Genomic DNA, 19,373 nt, shown 5'->3' on the forward strand with positions numbered 1-19,373 from the left:
CCCATGAGCCTCACGTCCCTCCACCGCGCCCGGCGCGCGCTGCTCGCCACCGCGATCGGCCTGACCGTCGCCGCGCCCGCGCTGCTCGCACCGCCGGCCTTCGCCCAGCCCTGGCCGACCAAGCCGGTCACCCTGGTCGTGCCTTTCCCCGCCGGCGGCACCACCGACGTGCTGGCCCGCGCGCTGGCGGAGAAGCTCCAGCAGAGCCTGGGCCAGCCGGTGATCGTCGAGAGCCGCCCCGGCGCGGGCGCGACGCTTGGAGCCGACTACGTCGCCAAGGCAAAGCCCGACGGCTACACGCTGCTGATCGGCGCGGTCCACCACACGATCGCGAGCAGCGTCTACAAGAAGCTGCCTTACGTCTTCCAGAAGGACTTCGTGCCGATCACCGGCCTGGCGCTGGTGCCCAACGTGCTGGTCGTCAATGCGGGCGCGACGCCGGCGAAGTCGGTGGCCGAGCTGGTCGCGGCGCTGAAGGCCCATCCAGGCCAATGGAGCTACGGCTCCAACGGCAACGGCACCGCGCAGCACCTGATCGGCACCCAGTTCCAGAACGCCACCGGCACCACGCTCCTGCACGTGCCCTACAAGGGCAGCGGCCCGCTCGCCACCGACCTGCTGGGCGCGCAGATCCAGATGTCCTTCGACACCATCACGCCGGTGCTGCCGCACATCAAGGCCGGCAAGCTGCGCGCGCTGGCGGTCACGACGGCCCGGCGCTCCAGCGCGCTGCCCGACGTGCCGACGCTGGAGGAAGCGGGGCTCAAAGGTTTCGACATCGGCACCTGGTTCGGCGTGCTGGCGCCGGCGGCGACGCCCCGGGACATCGTCGCCCGCCTGAACGCGGAGATGGTGAAGGTGATCCAGGCGCCGGAGTTCCGCAAGCGCATGGACGAGATCGGCGCCGAGCCGACCGGCGGCAGCAGCGAGCAACTGGCCGCGCAGATCCGCAGCGAGACCAGCAGGTTCGCGAAGCTGGTGAAAGACGCGAACGTCCAGATCGAGTGAGCGGAGCCGGGGTGGGCCGGGCCCTCCATCATCTCTCCACGATCCGTCCACGAAGGGTCCATGCAGGCGTCCCAGACTGGGCGCCATGGCTTCCCCCTCACTTCCTCCGCTGACCATCGTCCATGTCGTCTTCTCGTCCCGCCTGGCCGGCGCGGAGCGGCATGCGCTCGACCTCGCCGCCGCGCAGGCCGCGGCCGGCCACCGCGTCCACGTGGTCACCCGCGGCAGCACGGCGCTGTGCCGCGCCATGCCGGCGGGCGTCGACCACCACGTGCTGGCGCTCCCGCTGTGGCGCGGCACCCGCCTGGATGCGCTGCTGCGCCGGCTGGGCGCGGACCTCTGCCACGGCCACCTCGGCCCCGCCTGCAAGACCGTCGCCCGCTGCGAGGCGGCGCTGCGCTTCGGCACGCTGCACGTCGGCTACAAGGCCCATCACCACGAGCGGCTCGACGGCCTGATCTGCGTCAACCAGGCGCAGTGGGACTCGCTCGGCGACTACCTCGGCGCGGCGCGCGTGATCTACAACTGGCCGCCGCGATCGGATCAGCCCAAGGCGCTGGGCGAAGCGCCGCGACGGCCGGGCCTGCGCGAGCAGCTCAAGCTGGCCGACGACCAGGTGCTCGTCGGCACCGTCGCCCGGCTGCATCGCAGCAAGGGGGTCGATCTGTTGATCCGTGCGTTCTCGCGGCATGCGCCGGGCCACGCGGTGCTGGCCATCCTCGGCGAGGGTCGGGAGGCGAGGGCGCTGAAGCGGCTGGCCGCGGGTCATCCCGGCATCCACTTCCTCGGCTTCCGCGACGACGTCGACGCGGTGCTGGAGGACATGGACCTGTTCGTCTCCCCCTCGCGCGAGGAGGCGCTGCCGCTGGCGGTGCTGGAGGCGATGCGCGCCGGGCTGCCCATCGTGGCCACGCGCACGAACGGGCTGCAGCAGCTGTTGTCGGACGCGCCGGCGACGCTCGTGCCGGTGGAGGACGTCACCGCGCTGGGCACGGCCTTGCAGGCGAGCATCCGCGGCCTGCGCCTGCCAGGGCATGGCCGGGTGCGGTCCCGCGTCGCTTATGACCTGTCGCCCTATGACCGCGACTTGGCGGTCGCCCGGATCGAGGCCTTCTATCGCTCGCTGATGCCGACGTCGACGCCGACGTCAACGTCAACGTCAACGTCAACGCTCGGCGGCTCCTACGCCTGAGTCCCGGCCGGCGTGTCCGGCCAGGTCAGCTCGATCGCCGTCCCGCCCAGCGGCGACGGCACGCACACCGCGTGGCCGCGATGCGCGCGCGCGATCGCGCCGACCACCGCCAATCCCAATCCGGTGCCGCCGCTGTCGCGCGAGCGCGAGCTCTCCGCGCGCCAGAACGCCTCGAAGACGCGCTGCGCGACGGCCGCCGGCACGCCCGGTCCCTCGTCCTCGACGCGCAGCACGCAGACGCCGCGGCTCACGCCCGCATGCACGCGCACGACGCCCGGCACCGCGTACTTGCGGGCGTTCTCGAGCAGGGCCAGCAGCACCTGTCGCAGGCGCACCGGATCGACGTGGGCGCGGCCCGGCGGCAGGTCGAGGACGACGCGCTGGCCGGCCGCCGCCATCGCGTGCTCGTACACGTCGACAACCTTGCGCACTTCCTCGGCGAGGTCGGTCTCGACGATTTGCAGGTGCAGGTGGCCGCTCTCGGACAGGCCCAGCGTGCGCAGGTCGTCGATCAGTCGGGACAGGCCCTCCACCTGCGACAGCAGCTTGCGGAACTGCGCCTCGGACGGCTCGAAGACACCGTCCGCCAGCCCCTGCAGACGGCCGCGCAGGATGGTCACCGGCGTGCGCAGCTCATGGGCGATCGCCGCGTTCCACTGCGCCTTCTCCTGGGTGACGCGCTCGAGCTGGTCGGCCATCGAGTTGAAGTCCTCGACCAGCCGCGAGGCCTCGCCCAGCGACAGGTCGCCACCGACGGCGCGGGCGCTGAGGTCGCCGGCGGCGACCTGCTGGATGCAGTCCGCCACCGAGTTCAGCGGCACCAGGATGCGTCGCGCCAGCCGCGAGGCGACCCAGGCCGCGCCCGCCATCGCCGCGATCGTGGTGAGCACCATCCAGACGATCTCGGGCGGCGTCAACGCCATGGAGTCGGTCTCCATGATCTCGGGCTGCACCCGCGACAGCACGTAATAGAAGGCGAAGGAGGTGCTGATCACCAGCACCGTCAGCCAGAACGCGACCATCGTCATCGACAGCACGATCTGCCGGCTCAGCCCGCCGGCAGGGAGCTCCGCCCGCCGGCGCGCCGGCGCGGGATTCATTCGACCTCCCGGAAGCGGTAGCCGATGCCCCGCACGCTGGCCGGCACGCCCTCGACGCCCAGGTCCTCGAGCTTGCGGCGCAGCTTGCTGACGTGGCTGTCCACGGTGCGCTCGAGCGCGTCGCCCTCGGGCAGGCAGGCCTGGAGCAGCTCGGCGCGGCTGTAGGCGCGCCGCGGATGGCGGGCCATCTCGGCCAGCAGCCGGAACTCCGTCAGCGTCAGCGACAGCCGCTGCGGCAGGCCGCCGACCTCGGCGGTCGCGACATGGTTCTCCAGATCGATCTCGAACGGCGCCACGCGCAGCACCGGCGCGGGCGGGCGGCTGGGCCGTCCCGCGCGGCGCAGCACCGCCTGCACGCGCGCCACCACCTCGGCCGGGTTGAAGGGCTTGACGACGTAGTCGTCGGCGCCGATGCGCAGCCCGGTCAGCTTGTCGACGTCCTGGTCCAGCGCGGTCAGCAGGATCACCGGTGTGTCGCCGCGCTGGCGGATCGCGGCCAGCACCTGCCAGCCGTCCAGCAGCGGCATCTGCACGTCCAGCAGCACCAGGTCGGGCTTGAGCGCGAGGTGATGCTCCAGCGCGCGCCGGCCGTCGGTGGCGCGCGCGGTGCGCAGGCCCTCGCGCTCCAGGTAGGCCTGGAGGATGTCGGCGATCTCGGGCTCGTCCTCGACGATCAGCACGAGGGAACTGGTGAAGGCATCCGTCATGGGCGCGGATTCTCCTCCGACGATCGCCGCTCCATCGAATCTCCACAGTTCCTCAGCCCGGCCTCCATCGACGCTGTCCAGACTCCGGCCCCTTGGCGACGGCGATCGCCGCTGTCCCTGAAGTCTGAAAGCGACGTGAACATGAAGAATCGAACGCCCTGGGTCCGGCGCGGCGCGGGCGCCCTGGCCGCGAGCCTGCTGGCCTCGTGCGGGATGGAGGCCGGCGAGATGCCGCCGGCACCGCCGCCCGCCGTGACGGTGACCACGCTGAAGCCCGAGGCGCTGACCGTCTCGGAGGATTTCCCCGGCCGCGTCGCCGCGCTGCGCGTGGCCGAGATCCGGCCGCAGGTCAGCGGCATCGTGCAGCGCCGGCTGTTCCAGGAGGGCGCCGAGGTGCGCGCCGGGCAGCCGCTGTTCGCGATCAATGCCGCGCCGTTCCAGGCCGAGGCCGCCATCGCGGCCGCGGCGCTCCAGCGGGCCGAGGCCGCGCTCGCGCGGGCCCAGCAGCAGCACGATCGGCTGGCGCCGCTGGCCCGTGCCGAGGCCGTCAGCCGCCAGGCCTTCGACGACGCCACCACCGAGCGCGACCTCGCCGCCGCCGACGTGGCGCAGGCCCGCGCCACGCATCGGCGCCGGCAGCTCGAGCTGGCCTTCTCCACCGTCGAGGCGCCGATCGCCGGCCGCATCGACCAGGCCCTGCAGACCGAGGGCGCGCTGGTCGCCGCGACCGACGCCACGCCGCTGGCGCGCATCGTCCAGATCGACCAGGTCTATGTCGACGTGCGCCAGCCCGCGGCCGCGCTCGCGCCGCTGCGGCGCCGGCTCGAGACCGCCGGCAAGGGCCGGGCCGAAGAAGGGGTGGGTGCCGGCGTGCCCGTCACCGTCCTGGGCGACGACGGCGCGCCGCTCGACCTGAAGGCGCGCGTGCTGTTCTCGGGCATGTCCGTGGACGCGGGCACGGGCGACGTGCTGATGCGCGTGCTGGTCGACAACCCCCGCCGCGAGCTGCTGCCCGGCATGTTCGTGCGAGCCCGCCTGTCGAGCAGCGCCTATGACCAGGCGCTGCGCGTGCCGCAGCAGGCGGTGCAGCGCGGCGCCATGGGCACGCAGGTCTGGGTGCTGTCAGGCGCCGGCGAGGCTCGCCGCGTCACGGTGCAGCTGGGCGAGCTGGTCGACCGCCACTACCGCGTCAGCGCCGGCCTGCGCGCCGGCGACCGGGTCGTCGTCACCGGGATGGACCGGCTGGTCGAAGGCGTGAAGACGCAGGTGGTCGCGAGCGAGGCCGCATCGCCGCTGGCCGCCGCCTCCACCGCGGCCGTGCGCTGAGGAGCGACCCATGCCTCAGTTCTTCATCCAGCGGCCCGTCTTCGCCTGGGTCATCGCGCTGTTCATCGTCCTGTTCGGCTTGATCGCGCTGCCGCAACTGCCGATCGCCCGCTATCCCTCGGTGGCGCCGCCGTCGGTGACCATCTCCGCCACCTCGCCCGGCGCGACGCCGCAGTCGCTGAACGACGGCGTCGTCAGCCTCATCGAGCATGAGCTGTCCGGCGTGAAGGGGCTGCTCTACTTCGAGTCCACCGCCGACACCTCCGGCCAGGCCAGCATCACCGCGACCTTCAAGCCGGGCACCGATCCGGCGATGGCGCAGGTCGACGTGCAGAACCGCATCAAGGCCGTGGAGGCCCGGCTGCCGCAGGCGGTGCGCCAGAACGGCCTGGTCGTCGAGTCCGCCTCGTCCTCCTTCCTGATGATCATCGGCCTGCGGGCCGACGACGGCGGCGTCGACGAGACCGCGCTGAGCGACTACCTCGCGCGCAACACCGTGGAGGAGCTACGCCGCATCGACGGTGTCGGCCGGGTGCAGCTGTTCGGCGCGGAGCAGGCGATGCGGGTCTGGGTCGACCCGGTCAAGCTGATCGGCTACGGACTGAGCATGTCGGACGTCAGTGGCGCCATCGCGCGCCAGAACGTGCAGATCTCGCCGGGGCGGCTGGGTGACTCGCCCGCCGCCGGGGGCCAGCGAGTGACGGTGCCGCTGACGGTGGAAGGCCAGCTCGGCTCGCCCGAAGAGTTCGCGTCCATCGTGCTGCGCGCCAATGCCGATGGCTCGCGGCTGCTGCTGCGCGACGTCGCCCGGGTCGAGCTGGGCGCGCAGTCCTACGGCTTCGTCATCAGCGAGAACGGCAAGGCGGCATCCGCGCTCGCGGTGCAGCTGGCGCCGGGCGGCAACGCGGTCAAGACCGCGCAGGCGGTGCTGGACCGGATCGAGCAGCTCAAGCCGGCGCTGCCCAAGGGGCTGAGCTACTCGGTGCCGTTCGAGACGGCGCCTTTCGTGAAGCTCTCGATCGAGCAGGTCGTGCACACGCTGCTCGAGGCGATGGTGCTGGTCTTCCTCGTGATGTACCTGTTCCTGCAGAACCTGCGCTACACGCTGATCCCGGCGATCGTCGCGCCGATCGCGCTGCTGGGCACGCTGGCGGTGATGCTGGTGGCCGGCTTCTCGGTCAACGTGCTGACCATGTTCGGCATGGTGCTGGCGATCGGCATCATCGTGGACGACGCGATCGTGGTCGTCGAGAACGTCGAGCGCCTGATGGCGGAGGAGGGCCTGGGACCGCGCGAGGCGACGGTCAAGGCGATGAAGGAGATCACCGGCGCGGTCGTCGGCATCACGCTGGTGCTGACCGCGGTGTTTCTGCCGATGGCCTTCTCCAGCGGGTCGGTCGGCGTGATCTACCAGCAGTTCGCGCTGTCGATGGCGGTGTCCATCCTGTTCTCGGCCTTCCTCGCGCTGAGCCTGACGCCCGCGCTGTGCGCCACGCTGCTCAAGCCCATCCCGGCCGGCCACCATGAGAAGCGCGGCTTCTTCGGCTGGTTCAACCGGCGCTTCGACCGGCTCACGCGCCGCTACGAGTCCGGCGTGCTGCGGCTGGTCGCGCGCAGCGGGCGGATGATGCTGGTCTTCCTGGCGCTGTCGGGCGCGCTGGTCGCGGCGCTGCGCATGCTGCCGTCCTCGTTCCTGCCGGAGGAGGACCAGGGCTACTTCATGACGATGTTCCAGCTGCCCTCGGACGCGACGACCGAGCGCACGATGGACTCGATCCGCGCCTACGAGCGCCACCTGGCCACGCGCCCCGGCGTCGACAGCAACATGGCGGTGCTGGGCTTCGGCTTCTCGGGCTCCGGCCCGAACGCGGCAATGGCCTTCACCAACATGAAGCCCTGGGACCGCCGCGACGGCGCCACCACGGCCGACGAGGCCCGGCGCGCCCAGGAGGCGCTGGCCGGCACCGAGGGCATGGTGATGAGCCTGATGCCGCCGGCCATCGAGGAGCTGGGGAATTCCTACGGCTTCACGATGCGGCTGGTCGACCAGGGCCACCAGGGCGCTGCGGCGCTGCAGGCGGCGCAGGCCAGGCTGCTGGAGCTGGCGGCGCAGAGCAGCGCGGTGACCGGCGTGTATCCGGAAGGTCTGCCGCCGGGCACCGGCGTGCGGCTGGAGATCGACCGCCAGAAGGCGCAGGCGCTGGGCGTCGAGTTCAACGACATCAGCGACACCGTGTCCACGGCGATGGGCTCGCTCTACGTCAACGACTTCCCGAACCGGGGCCGGATGCAGCCGGTGATCGTGCAGGCCGACGCGCCGGCCCGCATGCAGCTGGACGACGTGCTCAAGCTCACCGTGCGCAATGGCGCCGGCGGCCTGGTGCAGCTGTCGGAGCTGGTCCGGCCGATCTGGAGCGAGACGCCGCTGCAGCTGGCGCGGTACCAGGGCTACCTGGCCGCGCGCCTCTCGGGCAGCGCCAACTACCCGACCTCCAGCGGCGAGGCGATGGCCGAGATGGAACGGCTGGCGGCGCAGCTGCCGCCGGGCTTCACCGTCGCATGGACCGGCCAGTCGCTGCAGGAGCGCGAGTCCGCGGCGCAGGCGCCGATGCTGCTGGCGCTGTCGATGCTGGTCGTCTTCCTGGTGCTGGCGGCGCTCTACGAGAGCTGGTCCATCCCGCTGTCGGTGATGCTGGTCGTCCCGCTGGGCCTGATCGGCGCGGTCGCGGCGGTGCTGCTGCGCGGCCTGCCCAACGACGTCTTCTTCAAGGTCGGGATGATCACGGTGATCGGGCTGTCGGCGAAGAACGCGATCCTGATCGTCGAATTCGCCAAGCAGCTGCGGGAGGAGGGCCATGGCCTGGTCGACGCCGTGGTGACCGCCGCGCGGATGCGCCTGCGGCCGATCCTGATGACCTCGCTGGCCTTCGTGCTGGGCGTGGTGCCGCTGATGCTGGCCTCCGGCGCGAGCGCCGAGACCCAGCGCGCCATCGGCACCGGCGTCTTCGGCGGCATGGTCAGCGCCACGGTCCTGGCGGTGGTGTTCGTGCCGGTGTTCTTCGTCTTCGTGATGCGCCTGCAGGAGCGCCTCGCCGCGTGGCGCGGGCGATCCGCGTCGACCCCGGCCGGCCCGCGCGCCGGCAGTGGCAGCGACGACGGCAACGACGACAACAACAACCGCCATTCCTCCCGGGAGCCCGCATGAAGATGATGTTCATCGCCCTCGCGGCGGCCGCGATGCTGACCGGCTGCGCGCTGACGCCGCCGCTGGAGCGCCCCGCCAGCCCGGTGCCCGCCGCCTATCCGCTGCGGGACGATCCGGTGACCGACCGGACCGCCGCCGACCTCGGCTGGCGATCCATGTTCAACGACCCGGCGCTGCAGCGGCTGATCGAGCTGGCGCTGACCCACAACCGCGACCTGCGCCTGGCCGCGCTCAACGTCGAGATGGTGCGCGCGCAATACGACGTCCAGAAGGCGGCCGAGCTGCCGCACCTGGATGCCGGCGTCTCGATGACGCGCGAACGCGTCAACGCCGGCGGCCAGCGCGCGACGCAGACCCAGGCGGGCGCGAGCGTCGGCATCACCGCGTTCGAGCTGGACCTGTTCGGCCGGGTCCGCGCGTCCTCGGACGCGGCGCTGGCACGCTATCTGGCCTCGGCGCAGGGACGCGACGCGGCGCGCATCGCGCTGGTCGGCGCGGTGGCCCAGGCCTACTTCGCCGAGCGGCTGGCGCAGGCGCAGCTGGCGCTGGCCACGCGCACCGTCGAGGACTGGCGCGGCTCGCTCGCGCTGGTCCGCCAGCTCCGGGCCGCGAACCAGACGGGCGCGCTCGAGCTCGCGCAGGCCGAGGCGCAGGTGGCGTCCTCGGAGGCCGACCGCGAGGCGCGACAGCGCGAGGCCGAGCGTCGTGGCCATGCGCTCGCCCAGCTGGTCGGCCAGCCGCTGCCGGCGGACCTGCCTGAGGGCGCGTCGCTGATGGAGGCGGCCGTGATCACGCAGTTGCCCGCAGGCCTGCCGTCGCAGCTGCTGGCACGGCGCCCGGACCTGCGCCAGGCGGAGCTCGCGCTGGTGGCGGCAAACGCCGAGATCGGCGTGGCGCGCGCGGCGCTGTTCCCGCGGATCTCGCTCACGGCGTCGGTGGGGACTGCGAGTCCGGGGCTGAAGGACCTGTTCAGGGGCGGCTCCGGCGTCTGGTCCTTCGCGCCGCAGATCACGCAGCCGCTGTTCCATGCCGGCCAGCTGCGGAGGGAAGTGCGGCTGGCCGAGCTGCGCAAGTCCGCCGCGGTGCTGGAGTACGAACGCGCCATCGAGGCGGCCTTCCGCGAGGTGGCCGACGGCCTGTCCGGCCGGGAGCGCTACGCGCGCCAGGCCGAGGCGCAGCAGCGTGTCGTGCAGGCGGCTGACCGCCGGGCGGCGCTCGCGGAGCTGCGCTACCGGGCCGGTGTCGACAGCCGCCTGGAGGTGCTGGACGCCCAGCGGCAGCTGTACGCCGCCCGGCAGGCGGCGCTGGACCTGCGCGGGGAGGAGATCGGCAATGCCATCGCGCTCTACAAGGCGCTGGGCGGCGGGTTGAGCGAGAACGACCGCGTCCTGCCGGAAGCACGATCGCGTCAATAACTGAAGCGATCGTCGTCAGGATTGGGGTGTTTAGCGAACCGTCCTAAACAGTTGGGAAACTCGTGCGACTTCGTTGACCCTTGAAACGGGCTTTCCAAGAATCGCCCCCAACCCATGAGCAGCATCACCATCCGCGATATCGCCAAGGCCGCCGGCCTGTCCATCGGCACCGTCTCGCGCGGCCTGCGCAACCAGTCCGGCCTGTCGGAGCAGACCCGCCAGATCGTGCGCGAGACCGCCATGCGTCTCGGCTACGACGTCAACCACCTGCGCAAGAAGAAGATCCGCCGGATCGGCTTCCTGCTGCACAGCCAGCACAACACGCTGGCGTCCAGCCCCTTCTTCTCGGCGGTGCTCCACGGCGCCGAGCAGGCCTGCAAGAGAGAAGGCCTGTCGCTCTCCTTCCTCGTGGCCGGGCCGGAGCAGCCGGTGATCGACCAGGTGCGCGTCCACCAGCTCGACGCCTACCTGTGCGTCGGCTACTTCGAGCCCGAGGTGCTGGACGCGCTCAAGCGCAGCGGCAAGCCGATGGTGCTGGTGGACATGCATCGCCGCGGCATGACTTCGGTCAACCCGGACCATCAGCACGGCAGCTTCCTGGCCACCAGCCACCTGCTGCGCAGCGGGCGGCGGACCATCGCGCTGATCTCGGGCTCGCCGGCGCATTACAGCCTGGAGCAGCGCGCCCGCGGCTACCGGCGGGCGCTGTTCGAGGCCAAGGTCCAGGCCGACCCGGACCTGGAGATCATCGCGCCGCAGCTGGGCGACGGCGAGGCCGGCATCACCGCGGCCATGCGCAGCCTGCTCGACCGCCGCCGCCGGCCCGACGCGGTGGTCTGCTTCAACGACAGCGCCGCCCTGGTGGCCCTGCGGCAGTGCCTGAACGCCGGCCTGCGCATCCCCGAGGACATCGCCGTCATCGGCTTCGACGACATCGGCGGCGCCGCTGTCAGCCACCCGCCGCTGAGCACTGTCCGCGTCGACAAGACGGCGCTGGGCGTCAAGGGCGTCGAGCTGCTGCTGGAGCTGCCGACGCCGGAGGCGCTGACCGTGACCCTGCCGGTCGAGCTGGTGGTGCGCGACAGCACCAGCTGCATCGACTGACGGCGCCTGCCCATCCTTCCGATCCACCCCCAGACCACAAAAGGAGACAAACGATGAAGACCATTCACCTGACCCGACGCGCCGTGCTCGCCACCGCCGCGTTCGCGGCCCTGGGCGCGCTGGCCGGCCCGGCGCGCGCCGGCGACCTGGAAGTGCTGCACTGGTGGACCAGCGGTGGCGAGGCCAAGGCCATCTCCGGCCTGAAGGACTCGCTGCAGGCCAAGGGCCACCACTGGAAGGACTTCGCGGTGGCCGGCGGCGCCGGCGACGCGGCGATGACAGTGCTGAAGTCGCGCGCCATCTCCGGCAACGCGCCGACCGCCGCGCAGATCAAGGGCCCGCTGCTGCAGGACTGGGCCGCCGAAGGCATGCTGGCCAACATCGACAGCGTCGCCAAGGCCGAGCGCTGGGACGAGCTGCTGCTGCCGGTCATCAGCGACATCGTGAAGTACAAGGGCCACTACATCGCCGTGCCGGTCAACGTGCACCGCGTCAACTGGCTCTGGATCAATCCCGAGGTGATGAAGAAGGCCGGCGTCAAGCCGCCGACGAGCTGGGACGAGTTCTTCACCGCGGCCGACGCGCTGAAGAAGGCCGGCGTGATCCCGCTGGCCCACGGCGGGCAGTCCTGGCAGGACTTCACCACCTTCGAGACGGTGGTGCTGGGCACCGGCGGCCCGGCCTTCTATCGCAAGGCGCTGATCCAGCTCGACCCGGCCAGCCTGAAGAGCCCGACGATGGAGAAGTCGCTCGCGACCTTCCGTCGCCTGAAGGCCTACACCGACCGCAATGCGCCGGGCCGCGACTGGAACCTGGCCACGGCCATGGTCATGAAGGGCGAGGCCGCGATGCAGATCATGGGCGACTGGGCCAAGGGCGAATTCCTGGCCGCCGGCAAGACCGCGGGCAAGGACTTCCTGTGCGTGCCCGCGCCCGGCACCGCGAAGTCCTACACCTTCAACGTCGACTCCTTCGCGATGTTCAAGGTCAAGGGCGAGGCCAACCAGCAGGCGCAGCGCGACATGGCCTCGGCCATCCTGTCGCCGGCGGTGCAGGAGTCCTTCAACCTGGAGAAGGGCTCGATCCCGGTGCACCAGGGCGTGAGCCTGGCGCGCTACGACGACTGCGCCAAGGCCTCGGCCGCCGACTTCGCGGAGGCGGGCAAGGCCGGCACGCTGCTGCCGTCGATCGCGCACGGCATGGCGGTCCGCGCCGCCGCCGAGGGCGCGCTCAAGGACGTGGTCAGCCAGTTCTGGAACAGCGACGCGATCACGCCGGCCCAGGCGATGGACCGGCTGGTGGCGGCGGCCAAGACGCAGTGATCGGCGCCGTGACCGGCGCAGTGATCGGTGCCTGCCGCGAGCGCGGCGTGGGCTTCGATCGGCGCATCGAGGCCGGTGTCACGCGCCGGCGACCAGTGCGGTGTGGACCTGGTCGCCGGCGACCACGGCGGTGAGTTCGAAGCCGTCGAAGCGCGCCGCCAGCGGCCCGCCAGGGACCGGCCGCAGCCGCAGCGCGCTGCGGCCGGCGTCGAGCGCCACCAGCTCGACCTCGTCGAACTCGACGAAGCGCCGCACCACCGGGTGGATGGCCTTGTAGACGCTCTCCTTCGCGGAGAAGAGCAGGGTGGCCAGCAGCGGGTCCGGCGCCTGCGGGAACCAGCGCCGGCGTTCCTCGGCGGTACAGCACAGCTCGACGATGCTGCGCACGGCGTCGGCATCGGCGAGCAATTCGCTGTCGATGCCGACCATCGACCATCCCGGGCGCAGCCCGACGCAGGCCCAAGCGCCGCCGCGCGTGTGGGAGATCGACCCCACCAGATCGGCCGGCCAGAGCGGCGCACCGGACTCGCCGATGCCGATACCGACGCGACGCCCGCTCGCAGCGGCCATGGCCGCCTCCGCGCACAGCCGGCCGCCGAGGTGCCCGAGCTGCCGTGAGGCGCTCGCCCGCTGCAAAGCGGGCGGCACCAGCGCCGGTACCAGGTCTTGCGCGAGCGCCTGCAGCTGCTCGAGATCCATCCCCCGCCCGGCGACGCCAGCGGGCAGCGCATGGGGGGCGGGCATCAGGCAGGCCTCGATGGCCGCCAGGCGTTGCGGCGCCAGGCGCGCGAGCCGTTCCCAGCACGAGGATGGCGGCGACGGAAACGGCTCGACGCGATCTGTTGCCGGATGAAGCGCTTGTGTCATGTCCCTCTTTTGTCGGCGGGAAAGGGAAAGATCGGCTCGGATGACGGTAGAGTCCGGTCTTGTTGAGAATTATTATCATCTAGGTGACCTCGAAGTCACAGGGAGCCGTCCTGTCATGACCACCCCGTGCGTGGAGCCTACGCTGGCTCACGTCTTCATCGAGAACCGGCCGCGTCTGCGGCGCATCGCCCAGGGCATCGTCCGCACGCCCGAGCAGGCGGACGACGTGCTGCAGGACGCCTACCTGAAGCTGATCCACGGCGAGTCGCCGCGGCAGGCCGACCGGCCGCTGTGCTACTGCAGCCGCGTGGTGCGCAACCTGGCCCTGGACTACTGCCGCAAGCACAGCGTCGAGGCGAACTACCGCTGCTTCGACGTGGAGGCCGATGAGTTGGACATCCCCGATACCGCGTCCCCCGAGCAACAGATGCGCGACAAGCAGGTGATCTGCTCGATCGACCGGGCGCTGGCCGGCGTGCCGGCGCAGACGCGGCAGGCCTTCGAGCTCTACCGCCTCGAGGGCCTGACGCAGCGCGAGATCGCCAAGCGCATGGGCTGCGCGCTGGGCCTGGTGAACGCCTGGATCGCCGACGCCGCGCGCGCGATCGCGGGCTGCCGGCACCTGCTGGCCGACGACTGACGCGCGTCGCGCGCCCGTCGCTCGCCGCAAGCGCGCCCGGCGCGCGCCGCGATGCGTCCCTGGAGTAAGCTCCCGCGCCTGGGGCCGACCGGCCCCGGGCCTTTCACTCCGGGTCACGCCGCCGCCAACCCACCATGACACAAGAGCAGGACGATCCCGTCTGGCAAGCCGCCTGGACGTGGGTGCAACGCGAGTTCGACCGTGCGCGCTTCGACGCCGCTGCCCGGCTCGAACTCGAACGCTGGCTGGCCGAGGATCCCGCGCATCGCCGCGCCCATCGGCAGGCGGCGCGGCTCTGGGACCTCGCGGGACAGGTGCCCGCGCGCGCCCCGCGCGGCGACGGCACCGCCGCGACCGCGCCGCCCGAGCCCTGCGACTGACCCGGGAGGGTCGGCGCGGGCGCCATGAACATCTCCCGCGCTGAAACGTCTTCACAGGACAAGCCGCCATCTCCGGATCGACCGGAGGGCGCCGGCATCACCCATCCTGCAAGAGGCGTTTCCATGTCCACCAGCTGCTTCGATCGCGAAGACGACACCTTCATCGTTCTCGTCAACCACGAAGACCAGTACTCCATCTGGCCGCATTGGAAGGCGGTCCCCGGCGGCTGGTCCGTGGTGCCGGACGTGCGCGGCGACAAGAAGACGGTGCTGGCCTTCGTGGATCGCACCTGGACCGACATGCGTCCGAAGTCGCTGCGCGAGTGGATGGCGCGCCAGGAATCGGGCAGCGCCGCCGCGGCGGAGTGATCGATGTCCGAGACGGCCGTCCAGTTGCTGTGCCTGCCCTGCGCGGGCGCCAGCGCCACGATGTACCTGCGCTGGCGGCGCCTGCTGCCGCGATGGATCGCGATCACGCCGGTGGAGTTGCCGGGCCGGGGCGGCCGGTTGGGCGAGCGCTTCGTCGAGGACTTCGACGCGCTGGCCGACCAGCTGTGCGAGGAACTCGCGCCGCGCCTGGCGCCGGCCACGCCGTTCGCGCTCTTCGGCCACAGCATGGGCGCGCTGCTCGCGCATGGCCTGGCGCAGCGTCTGCGCGAGCGCGGCGGGCGGCTGCCGCTGGCGCTGATCGCGTCCGGCAGCGCGGCGCCGTCGCGTCGCGATACGGCGCGCCTGCAGCGCGTGATCGGCGATGAGGCCGCGCTGGTGGCCGACCTGCGCCGTCAGGGTGGCACGCCGGAAGAGGTCTTCGCGAACGCGGAACTGCTGCGGCTGACCCTGGACGTGCTGGGCGCCGATTACCGCGTGTGCGCGAGCTACCAGCACGAGGCGCGCGCGCCCTTGCCGGTGCCGCTGCACGTGCTGGCCGGTCGCCAGGACGAGATCGCGCCGGAGCGGCTGGCCGCCTGGTCGGCCGAGTCCACGCTGCCGATGACCCTGGACTGGTTCGACGGCGGCCATTTCTTCGTGCGGCAGCAGGAGGGCGCGGTGCTGGCCGCGCTGGCCTGCCACCTGAGCGCCGCCGGCGCGCGCGCCGTCCCCGCGACCGACGCCTTCGCGTGAGCGCGCCGCCGTCCGGGTCAACCGGGTGAGCGGGCGCCGCCGCTCCGACCTCCTCACAGAAAGAAGCGCGACATGACTGCCGCGATGCAGAGCCTTTCGTCCCTTTCTCCGGTTCCTCCGATTTCTCCGGCCACCTTGGCGGACCCCACTGCGACGGACCCCACCGCGACGGACAACGCCGCGATAGCCGCGCCGCGAGCCTCGTCCGCGCCTGCCTCGACGGCGTCCGGGATGCCGTCCGCGACCCTCGTCGACCGCGTCGACGAACTCGCGCGCACGCGGCCGGACGACATCGCGCTCGTGATGCTCGACGACGGCGGCCTCGACGGCCGGGACCGCCCCGTGCGCTACGCCGAGCTGGCGCGCCGCGCGCGGGCGGTCGCTGCCGCGCTGCAGGACGCCGACCTGCCGCTGGGCGCGCGGGTGCTGCTGGCGCTGGAGGGCACGGACGACTACCTCGTCGCCTTCCTCGGCTGCCTGTACGCCGGCCTCATCGCGGTGCCGGTGTTCCCGCCCGAGCCCGCCCGGCCGCAGCACCTCCAGCGCTTCGGCGCCATTGCGCGCGACGCGGGCGCGGCCGCGGTCCTCGCCGCGCGAGCGGACATCGACGGCGGCGCCTTCGACGGCATTGAGGGCATCGCCGGCATCGCGGCACTCGGCGCCGCGCGGCTGCTGGCCGTCGACGACATCCGCGCCGAACGCGCCGATGCGTGGCGTCCGCACCGTCCGCGATCCGCTGACATCGCCTTCCTGCAATACACGTCCGGATCGACGTCCACGCCCAAGGGCGTGATGGTCAGCCACGGCAACCTGATGGCCAACGAGATCGCGATCCAGGCGACGCTGGGCACCACCGCGCGGGACGTCTACGTGAGCTGGTTGCCGCCGTTCCACGACATGGGCCTGATCGGCGGCCTGCTGCAGCCGCTGCACGCTGGCGGGATGCTGGTGCTGATGACCACGGCCGCCTTCCTCGCGCGACCCACGCGCTGGCTGGACGCGATGCACCGCTATCGCGGCACGGTGGCCGCCGGGCCTGACTTCGCCTATCGCCTGTGCGCCGATCGCGTCGCGCGCGCCGACCGGAACGCGCCGCCAGCCTGGGACCTCAGCGCCTGGCGCATCGCGCTGTCGGGCGCCGAGCCGGTCCGCGCCGACACGGTCTCGGCCTTCCAGGCCGCCTTCGCGCCGTGCGGCTTCGCGGCGCGTGCCGTCACGCCAAGCTACGGCCTGGCCGAGGCGACGCTGCTGGTGACCGGGAGCCAGCGCACGCACGGCGCGGTGTCGCGGCTTTTCTCGAGCGAGGCCTTGAAGCGCGGGATCGCCGAGCCGCTGCCGGAGGATGGGGCGGCGACGGCGCCGGCCGCGGCGACGCACGCGAGAGGAGTGATCGCGTCAAGCGACGCGACGAGAGAGAGCGGGGCGGTTGCCTGTGACGTCGGCGCTCAGCGCCTGGTCGGCTGCGGAGCCGTCGCGCCCGATCACGCCTTGCGGATCGTCGATCCGTCCAGCGCCACGGCGCGTGGCGCGGGCGAGATCGGCGAGATCCAGGTGAAGGGGCCCAGCGTCGCGCTCGGCTACTGGGGCCGGCCGGAGGCCAGCGCCGAGACCTTCGCGGAGGAGGGGCCGGATCGCTGGCTGCGCACCGGTGACCTGGGCTTCGTGCTGGACGGCGAGCTCTACGTGACCGGCCGCATCAAGGACCTCATCATCGTCCGCGGCCACAACCTCTATCCGCAGGACATCGAGGCCGCGCTCGAGACCCGGCTGGATCTCGTGCGCAAGGGCCGCATCGCGGCGTTCGCGGTGCCCGGCCCGACGGGCGATGCGATCGGCGTCGCGGCCGAGGTGTCCCGCGCCACGCGCAAGGCGGTGACGCCGCAGGCGCTGGTCGATGCGATCGCTGCGGTGGTCGGCGAGGTCTGCGGCGAGGCGCCGAGGGTGACCGTCCTGCTGAACCCCGGCGGACTGCCCAAGACCTCGAGCGGCAAGATCCAGCGCAGCGCGGCGCGTCGCGGCTGGCAGGACGACAGCCTCGATGCCTACGCGGTGCATGCGGACGGTCGCTTCACGGTCGATGCGGAGGACGCCGATCCTCGGAGGCTCGACGCTGCATCCGACGCAGCGCCTTGTGCAGCGTCCGACGCAATGCTGGACGCGGGAAGCGATGCAAAACGCGATACGGGACCTCACGCGGGACCCCATGCAGGCGGCGATGCGGCGCTGACCGATACCGAACAGGCGCTCGCCGCGATCTGGCACGAGGTGCTCGAGGACGCCGGCGACCTTCGCCTGACTCCGAGGAGCCACTTCTTTGCCGTCGGCGGCAACTCGCTGACCGCGGCGCGGCTCGCGTCGCGCGTGACGGCGCGGTTCGGCGTGAACCTGGCCTTGCGCGACCTGTTCCAGGGACCGACGCTCGCCGCACTGGCCGCGCGGGTCGATGCGCTGCGGCAGGGGGGCGAGGCGATGCCGACATCGGCACCGCTGCTCCCCATCGCGCGGGGCACCACGATGCCGCTGTCGCCGGCGCAGCGCCGGCTGTGGCTGGTCGAGCGGCTGACGCCGCGCGCCGAGCGCCAGGCCCATCCCGCCTACAACATGACGGCCGCGCTGCATCTGTCGGGTCCGCTGGACCTGCCGGCGCTGCGGGCGGCGCTGACCGACCTCGTCGAGCGACACGAGGTGCTCCGTACCGTTTATCCCGAGAACGACGACGGTGAGCCGCTGGCCGTGTCGCGGCCGCCGCTCGCGCTCGAGCTCCCGCTGACGGATGTGTCGGCGCTGCCCGAGGCTCGCCGGTCCGCGATGCTGGACGAGGCCTTCGCCGCGATGGCGGGCATCGCGTTCGAGCTCGCCGACGGCCCGTTGCTGCGCGCGACGCTGCTGCGGCTGGCGCCCGAGCGCCACGCACTGCTGCTGGGCGTTCATCACATCGTCTTCGACGGCTGGTCGGTGGCCGTCTTTGTCCGCGACCTGGCCACCGCCTATGCCGCGCGCCAGGCGGGCCGGCCACCGGCCTGGTCGCCGCTGCCGGTCCAGTACGCCGACTACGCCAGTTGGCAGACGCGCCAGCTCGCTGCGGCGCTTCCCGCGCTCGCCGCGCACTGGCGCGAGACGCTGCGCGGCGCGCCCGTGCTGTCGACGCTGCCACCCGACCGCGAGCGACCGGCCGTGGCGTCGATGGCCGGGGAGGCGATCGAGCTGATGCTGCCGCGCGAGGAAGCCGAAGCCATCGGGCACCTGGCCCGCGCGCAAGGCAGCACGCCTTTCGCGGTGATGCTGGCCGCCTTCCTCGCGGCACTGCACCGCCGCGCCGCCAGCGACGACCTGGTCATCGGCACCGATGTCGCGGGGCGCGACCGGCCCGAGATCGAGGACCTGATCGGCTTCTTCGTCAATGTCGTGCCGCTGCGTTCACGGCGCGAGGGCGGCGGCACTTTCGCCCAGTGGCTGGCGCGGGTGCGGGACCTGAGCCTGAGCGCCTTCGAGCATGCCGCGATGCCCTTCGACCAGATCGTCGACGCGGCCGGCGTGCCGCGCACGCGGCGACATGGACCGCTCGTGCAGACCCTGTTCGTCGTCCAGAACACGCCGGCCGGGCGCACGGACCTGCCGGGGCTGAGCCTGCGACTCGAGTCGCGCCCGCCGGCCACCTCGAAGTTCGACCTGGCCGTCTTCGTGACCGACACGCCGGATGGCCTGCGCGCCGAGTGGGTCTTCGCCGCGGCGCTGTACGAGCGGGCCAGCGTCGAGGCCTTCGCGCAAGGCTGGCGCGCGCTGCTGCGCGCCGCCGCGGCCGCGCCCGATGCGGCGCTCGACGCGCTGCTCGACGCCGTGCCGGGCGGCCTGACGCCTGCTTCTCCTCCGCCCTTCAAGGAGCCGACCATGACTTCCCTTCCCATGCCCGCCGTCGACAAGCCCGGCAAGCTCGACAAGCTGAGCAAACTCGACAAGCTGTCCAAGCTCGGCAAGGGCGCGGCCA

General features: G+C 72.2%; 15 protein-coding genes. 12 read left to right on the plus strand and 3 right to left on the minus strand.

Annotation, left to right across the window (positions count from 1 at the left end; all coding sequences use genetic code 11):
* Positions 1 to 3: 3 nt before the first annotated feature.
* Positions 4 to 1,008: a Bug family tripartite tricarboxylate transporter substrate binding protein gene (locus tag ACTJKJ_RS08510; protein WP_440820152.1), complete on the plus strand. Its 1,005-nt coding sequence runs from the start codon at positions 4 to 6 to the stop codon at positions 1,006 to 1,008.
* Between the two features lie 85 nt (positions 1,009 to 1,093).
* Entirely contained in the window at positions 1,094 to 2,200 is a 1,107-nt protein-coding gene (locus tag ACTJKJ_RS08515) for a glycosyltransferase family 4 protein (protein WP_440820153.1), read from the plus strand.
* Here ACTJKJ_RS08515 and ACTJKJ_RS08520 read toward each other — a convergent pair.
* Together ACTJKJ_RS08520 and ACTJKJ_RS08525 are read right to left on the minus strand one after the other, a co-directional pair.
* Complete coding sequence (locus ACTJKJ_RS08520) at positions 2,191 to 3,300, minus strand: ATP-binding protein (RefSeq protein ID WP_440820154.1); 1,110 nt, start codon at positions 3,298 to 3,300, stop codon at positions 2,191 to 2,193. The genes ACTJKJ_RS08515 and ACTJKJ_RS08520 overlap by 10 nt on opposite strands.
* The gene (locus tag ACTJKJ_RS08525) at positions 3,297 to 4,007 is read right to left on the minus strand and encodes a response regulator (RefSeq protein WP_091724534.1); all 711 of its coding nucleotides are present in this window, start codon (positions 4,005 to 4,007) and stop codon (positions 3,297 to 3,299) included. Before ACTJKJ_RS08525 ends, ACTJKJ_RS08520 begins: the two co-directional genes overlap by 4 nt.
* A 141-nt stretch (positions 4,008 to 4,148) precedes the next feature.
* On the opposite strand from ACTJKJ_RS08525, the gene ACTJKJ_RS08530 reads away from it, so the two are divergent.
* The 5 genes from ACTJKJ_RS08530 (at position 4,149) to ACTJKJ_RS08550 (ending at position 12,379) form a co-directional block, all read left to right on the plus strand.
* A complete protein-coding gene (locus ACTJKJ_RS08530; RefSeq protein ID WP_440820155.1) occupies positions 4,149 to 5,333 on the plus strand; it encodes an efflux RND transporter periplasmic adaptor subunit in 1,185 nt (394 codons plus the stop codon).
* Positions 5,334 to 5,343: 10 nt separating this feature from the next.
* Positions 5,344 to 8,538 carry a multidrug efflux RND transporter permease subunit gene (locus tag ACTJKJ_RS08535; RefSeq protein WP_440820156.1) on the plus strand — a complete coding sequence of 1,065 codons (3,195 nt, stop codon included), beginning with the start codon at positions 5,344 to 5,346 and terminating at the stop codon, positions 8,536 to 8,538.
* Positions 8,535 to 9,953: an efflux transporter outer membrane subunit gene (locus ACTJKJ_RS08540; RefSeq protein WP_440820157.1), complete on the plus strand. Its 1,419-nt coding sequence runs from the start codon at positions 8,535 to 8,537 to the stop codon at positions 9,951 to 9,953. The genes ACTJKJ_RS08535 and ACTJKJ_RS08540 overlap by 4 nt, the downstream gene beginning before the upstream one ends.
* Positions 9,954 to 10,067: 114 nt before the next feature.
* Positions 10,068 to 11,057 carry a LacI family DNA-binding transcriptional regulator gene (locus ACTJKJ_RS08545; RefSeq protein WP_440820158.1) on the plus strand — a complete coding sequence of 330 codons (990 nt, stop codon included), beginning with the start codon at positions 10,068 to 10,070 and terminating at the stop codon, positions 11,055 to 11,057.
* A gap of 53 nt (positions 11,058 to 11,110) precedes the next feature.
* Positions 11,111 to 12,379, plus strand: a complete 1,269-nt coding sequence (locus tag ACTJKJ_RS08550; protein ID WP_440820159.1) for an ABC transporter substrate-binding protein — start codon at positions 11,111 to 11,113, stop codon at positions 12,377 to 12,379.
* Positions 12,380 to 12,457: 78 nt separating this feature from the next.
* Here the strand turns inward: ACTJKJ_RS08550 and ACTJKJ_RS08555 are convergent, their stop codons facing one another.
* Positions 12,458 to 13,246, minus strand: a complete 789-nt coding sequence (locus tag ACTJKJ_RS08555; RefSeq protein ID WP_440820160.1) for a 4'-phosphopantetheinyl transferase family protein — start codon at positions 13,244 to 13,246, stop codon at positions 12,458 to 12,460.
* 115 nt (positions 13,247 to 13,361) lie between these two features.
* Between ACTJKJ_RS08555 and ACTJKJ_RS08560 the strand changes: the two genes are divergently transcribed.
* The 5 genes from ACTJKJ_RS08560 to ACTJKJ_RS08580 form a co-directional block, all read left to right on the plus strand.
* A complete protein-coding gene (locus ACTJKJ_RS08560; protein WP_091724541.1) occupies positions 13,362 to 13,886 on the plus strand; it encodes a sigma-70 family RNA polymerase sigma factor in 525 nt (174 codons plus the stop codon).
* 134 nt (positions 13,887 to 14,020) lie between these two features.
* Positions 14,021 to 14,266, plus strand: coding sequence for a DUF4880 domain-containing protein (locus tag ACTJKJ_RS08565; protein ID WP_147242855.1), 246 nt, complete (start codon positions 14,021 to 14,023; stop codon positions 14,264 to 14,266).
* Between the two features lie 123 nt (positions 14,267 to 14,389).
* Entirely contained in the window at positions 14,390 to 14,635 is a 246-nt protein-coding gene (locus ACTJKJ_RS08570; RefSeq protein ID WP_091724543.1) for an MbtH family protein, read from the plus strand.
* Between the two features lie 3 nt (positions 14,636 to 14,638).
* Complete coding sequence (locus ACTJKJ_RS08575) at positions 14,639 to 15,388, plus strand: thioesterase II family protein (RefSeq protein WP_440820161.1); 750 nt, start codon at positions 14,639 to 14,641, stop codon at positions 15,386 to 15,388.
* Positions 15,389 to 15,619: 231 nt separating this feature from the next.
* Positions 15,620 to 19,373 (plus strand): condensation domain-containing protein (locus ACTJKJ_RS08580; RefSeq protein ID WP_440820162.1); only part of this gene is annotated, 3,754 nt, incomplete at its 3' end.

Source organism: Roseateles sp. 22389 (assembly GCF_052044995.1).
In the GTDB taxonomy this organism is placed as follows: Bacteria; Pseudomonadota; Gammaproteobacteria; order Burkholderiales; family Burkholderiaceae_C; genus Roseateles.

Bases quoted from the DNA above. Each gene is read 5' to 3' on its own strand.
- ACTJKJ_RS08565 (WP_147242855.1), top strand. From the start codon at position 14,021: ATGACACAAGAGCAGGACGATCCCGTCTGGCAAGCCGCCTGGACGTGG.
- ACTJKJ_RS08575 (WP_440820161.1), top strand. From the start codon at position 14,639: ATGTCCGAGACGGCCGTCCAGTTGCTGTGCCTGCCCTGCGCGGGCGCC.
- ACTJKJ_RS08535 (WP_440820156.1), top strand. From the start codon at position 5,344: ATGCCTCAGTTCTTCATCCAGCGGCCCGTCTTCGCCTGGGTCATCGCG.
- ACTJKJ_RS08540 (WP_440820157.1), top strand. From the start codon at position 8,535: ATGAAGATGATGTTCATCGCCCTCGCGGCGGCCGCGATGCTGACCGGC.
- ACTJKJ_RS08525 (WP_091724534.1), bottom strand. From the start codon at position 4,007: ATGACGGATGCCTTCACCAGTTCCCTCGTGCTGATCGTCGAGGACGAG.
- ACTJKJ_RS08550 (WP_440820159.1), top strand. From the start codon at position 11,111: ATGAAGACCATTCACCTGACCCGACGCGCCGTGCTCGCCACCGCCGCG.
- ACTJKJ_RS08510 (WP_440820152.1), top strand. From the start codon at position 4: ATGAGCCTCACGTCCCTCCACCGCGCCCGGCGCGCGCTGCTCGCCACC.
- ACTJKJ_RS08560 (WP_091724541.1), top strand. From the start codon at position 13,362: ATGACCACCCCGTGCGTGGAGCCTACGCTGGCTCACGTCTTCATCGAG.
- ACTJKJ_RS08515 (WP_440820153.1), top strand. From the start codon at position 1,094: ATGGCTTCCCCCTCACTTCCTCCGCTGACCATCGTCCATGTCGTCTTC.
- ACTJKJ_RS08530 (WP_440820155.1), top strand. From the start codon at position 4,149: ATGAAGAATCGAACGCCCTGGGTCCGGCGCGGCGCGGGCGCCCTGGCC.
- ACTJKJ_RS08570 (WP_091724543.1), top strand. From the start codon at position 14,390: ATGTCCACCAGCTGCTTCGATCGCGAAGACGACACCTTCATCGTTCTC.
- ACTJKJ_RS08555 (WP_440820160.1), bottom strand. From the start codon at position 13,246: ATGACACAAGCGCTTCATCCGGCAACAGATCGCGTCGAGCCGTTTCCG.
- ACTJKJ_RS08545 (WP_440820158.1), top strand. From the start codon at position 10,068: ATGAGCAGCATCACCATCCGCGATATCGCCAAGGCCGCCGGCCTGTCC.
- ACTJKJ_RS08520 (WP_440820154.1), bottom strand. From the start codon at position 3,300: ATGAATCCCGCGCCGGCGCGCCGGCGGGCGGAGCTCCCTGCCGGCGGG.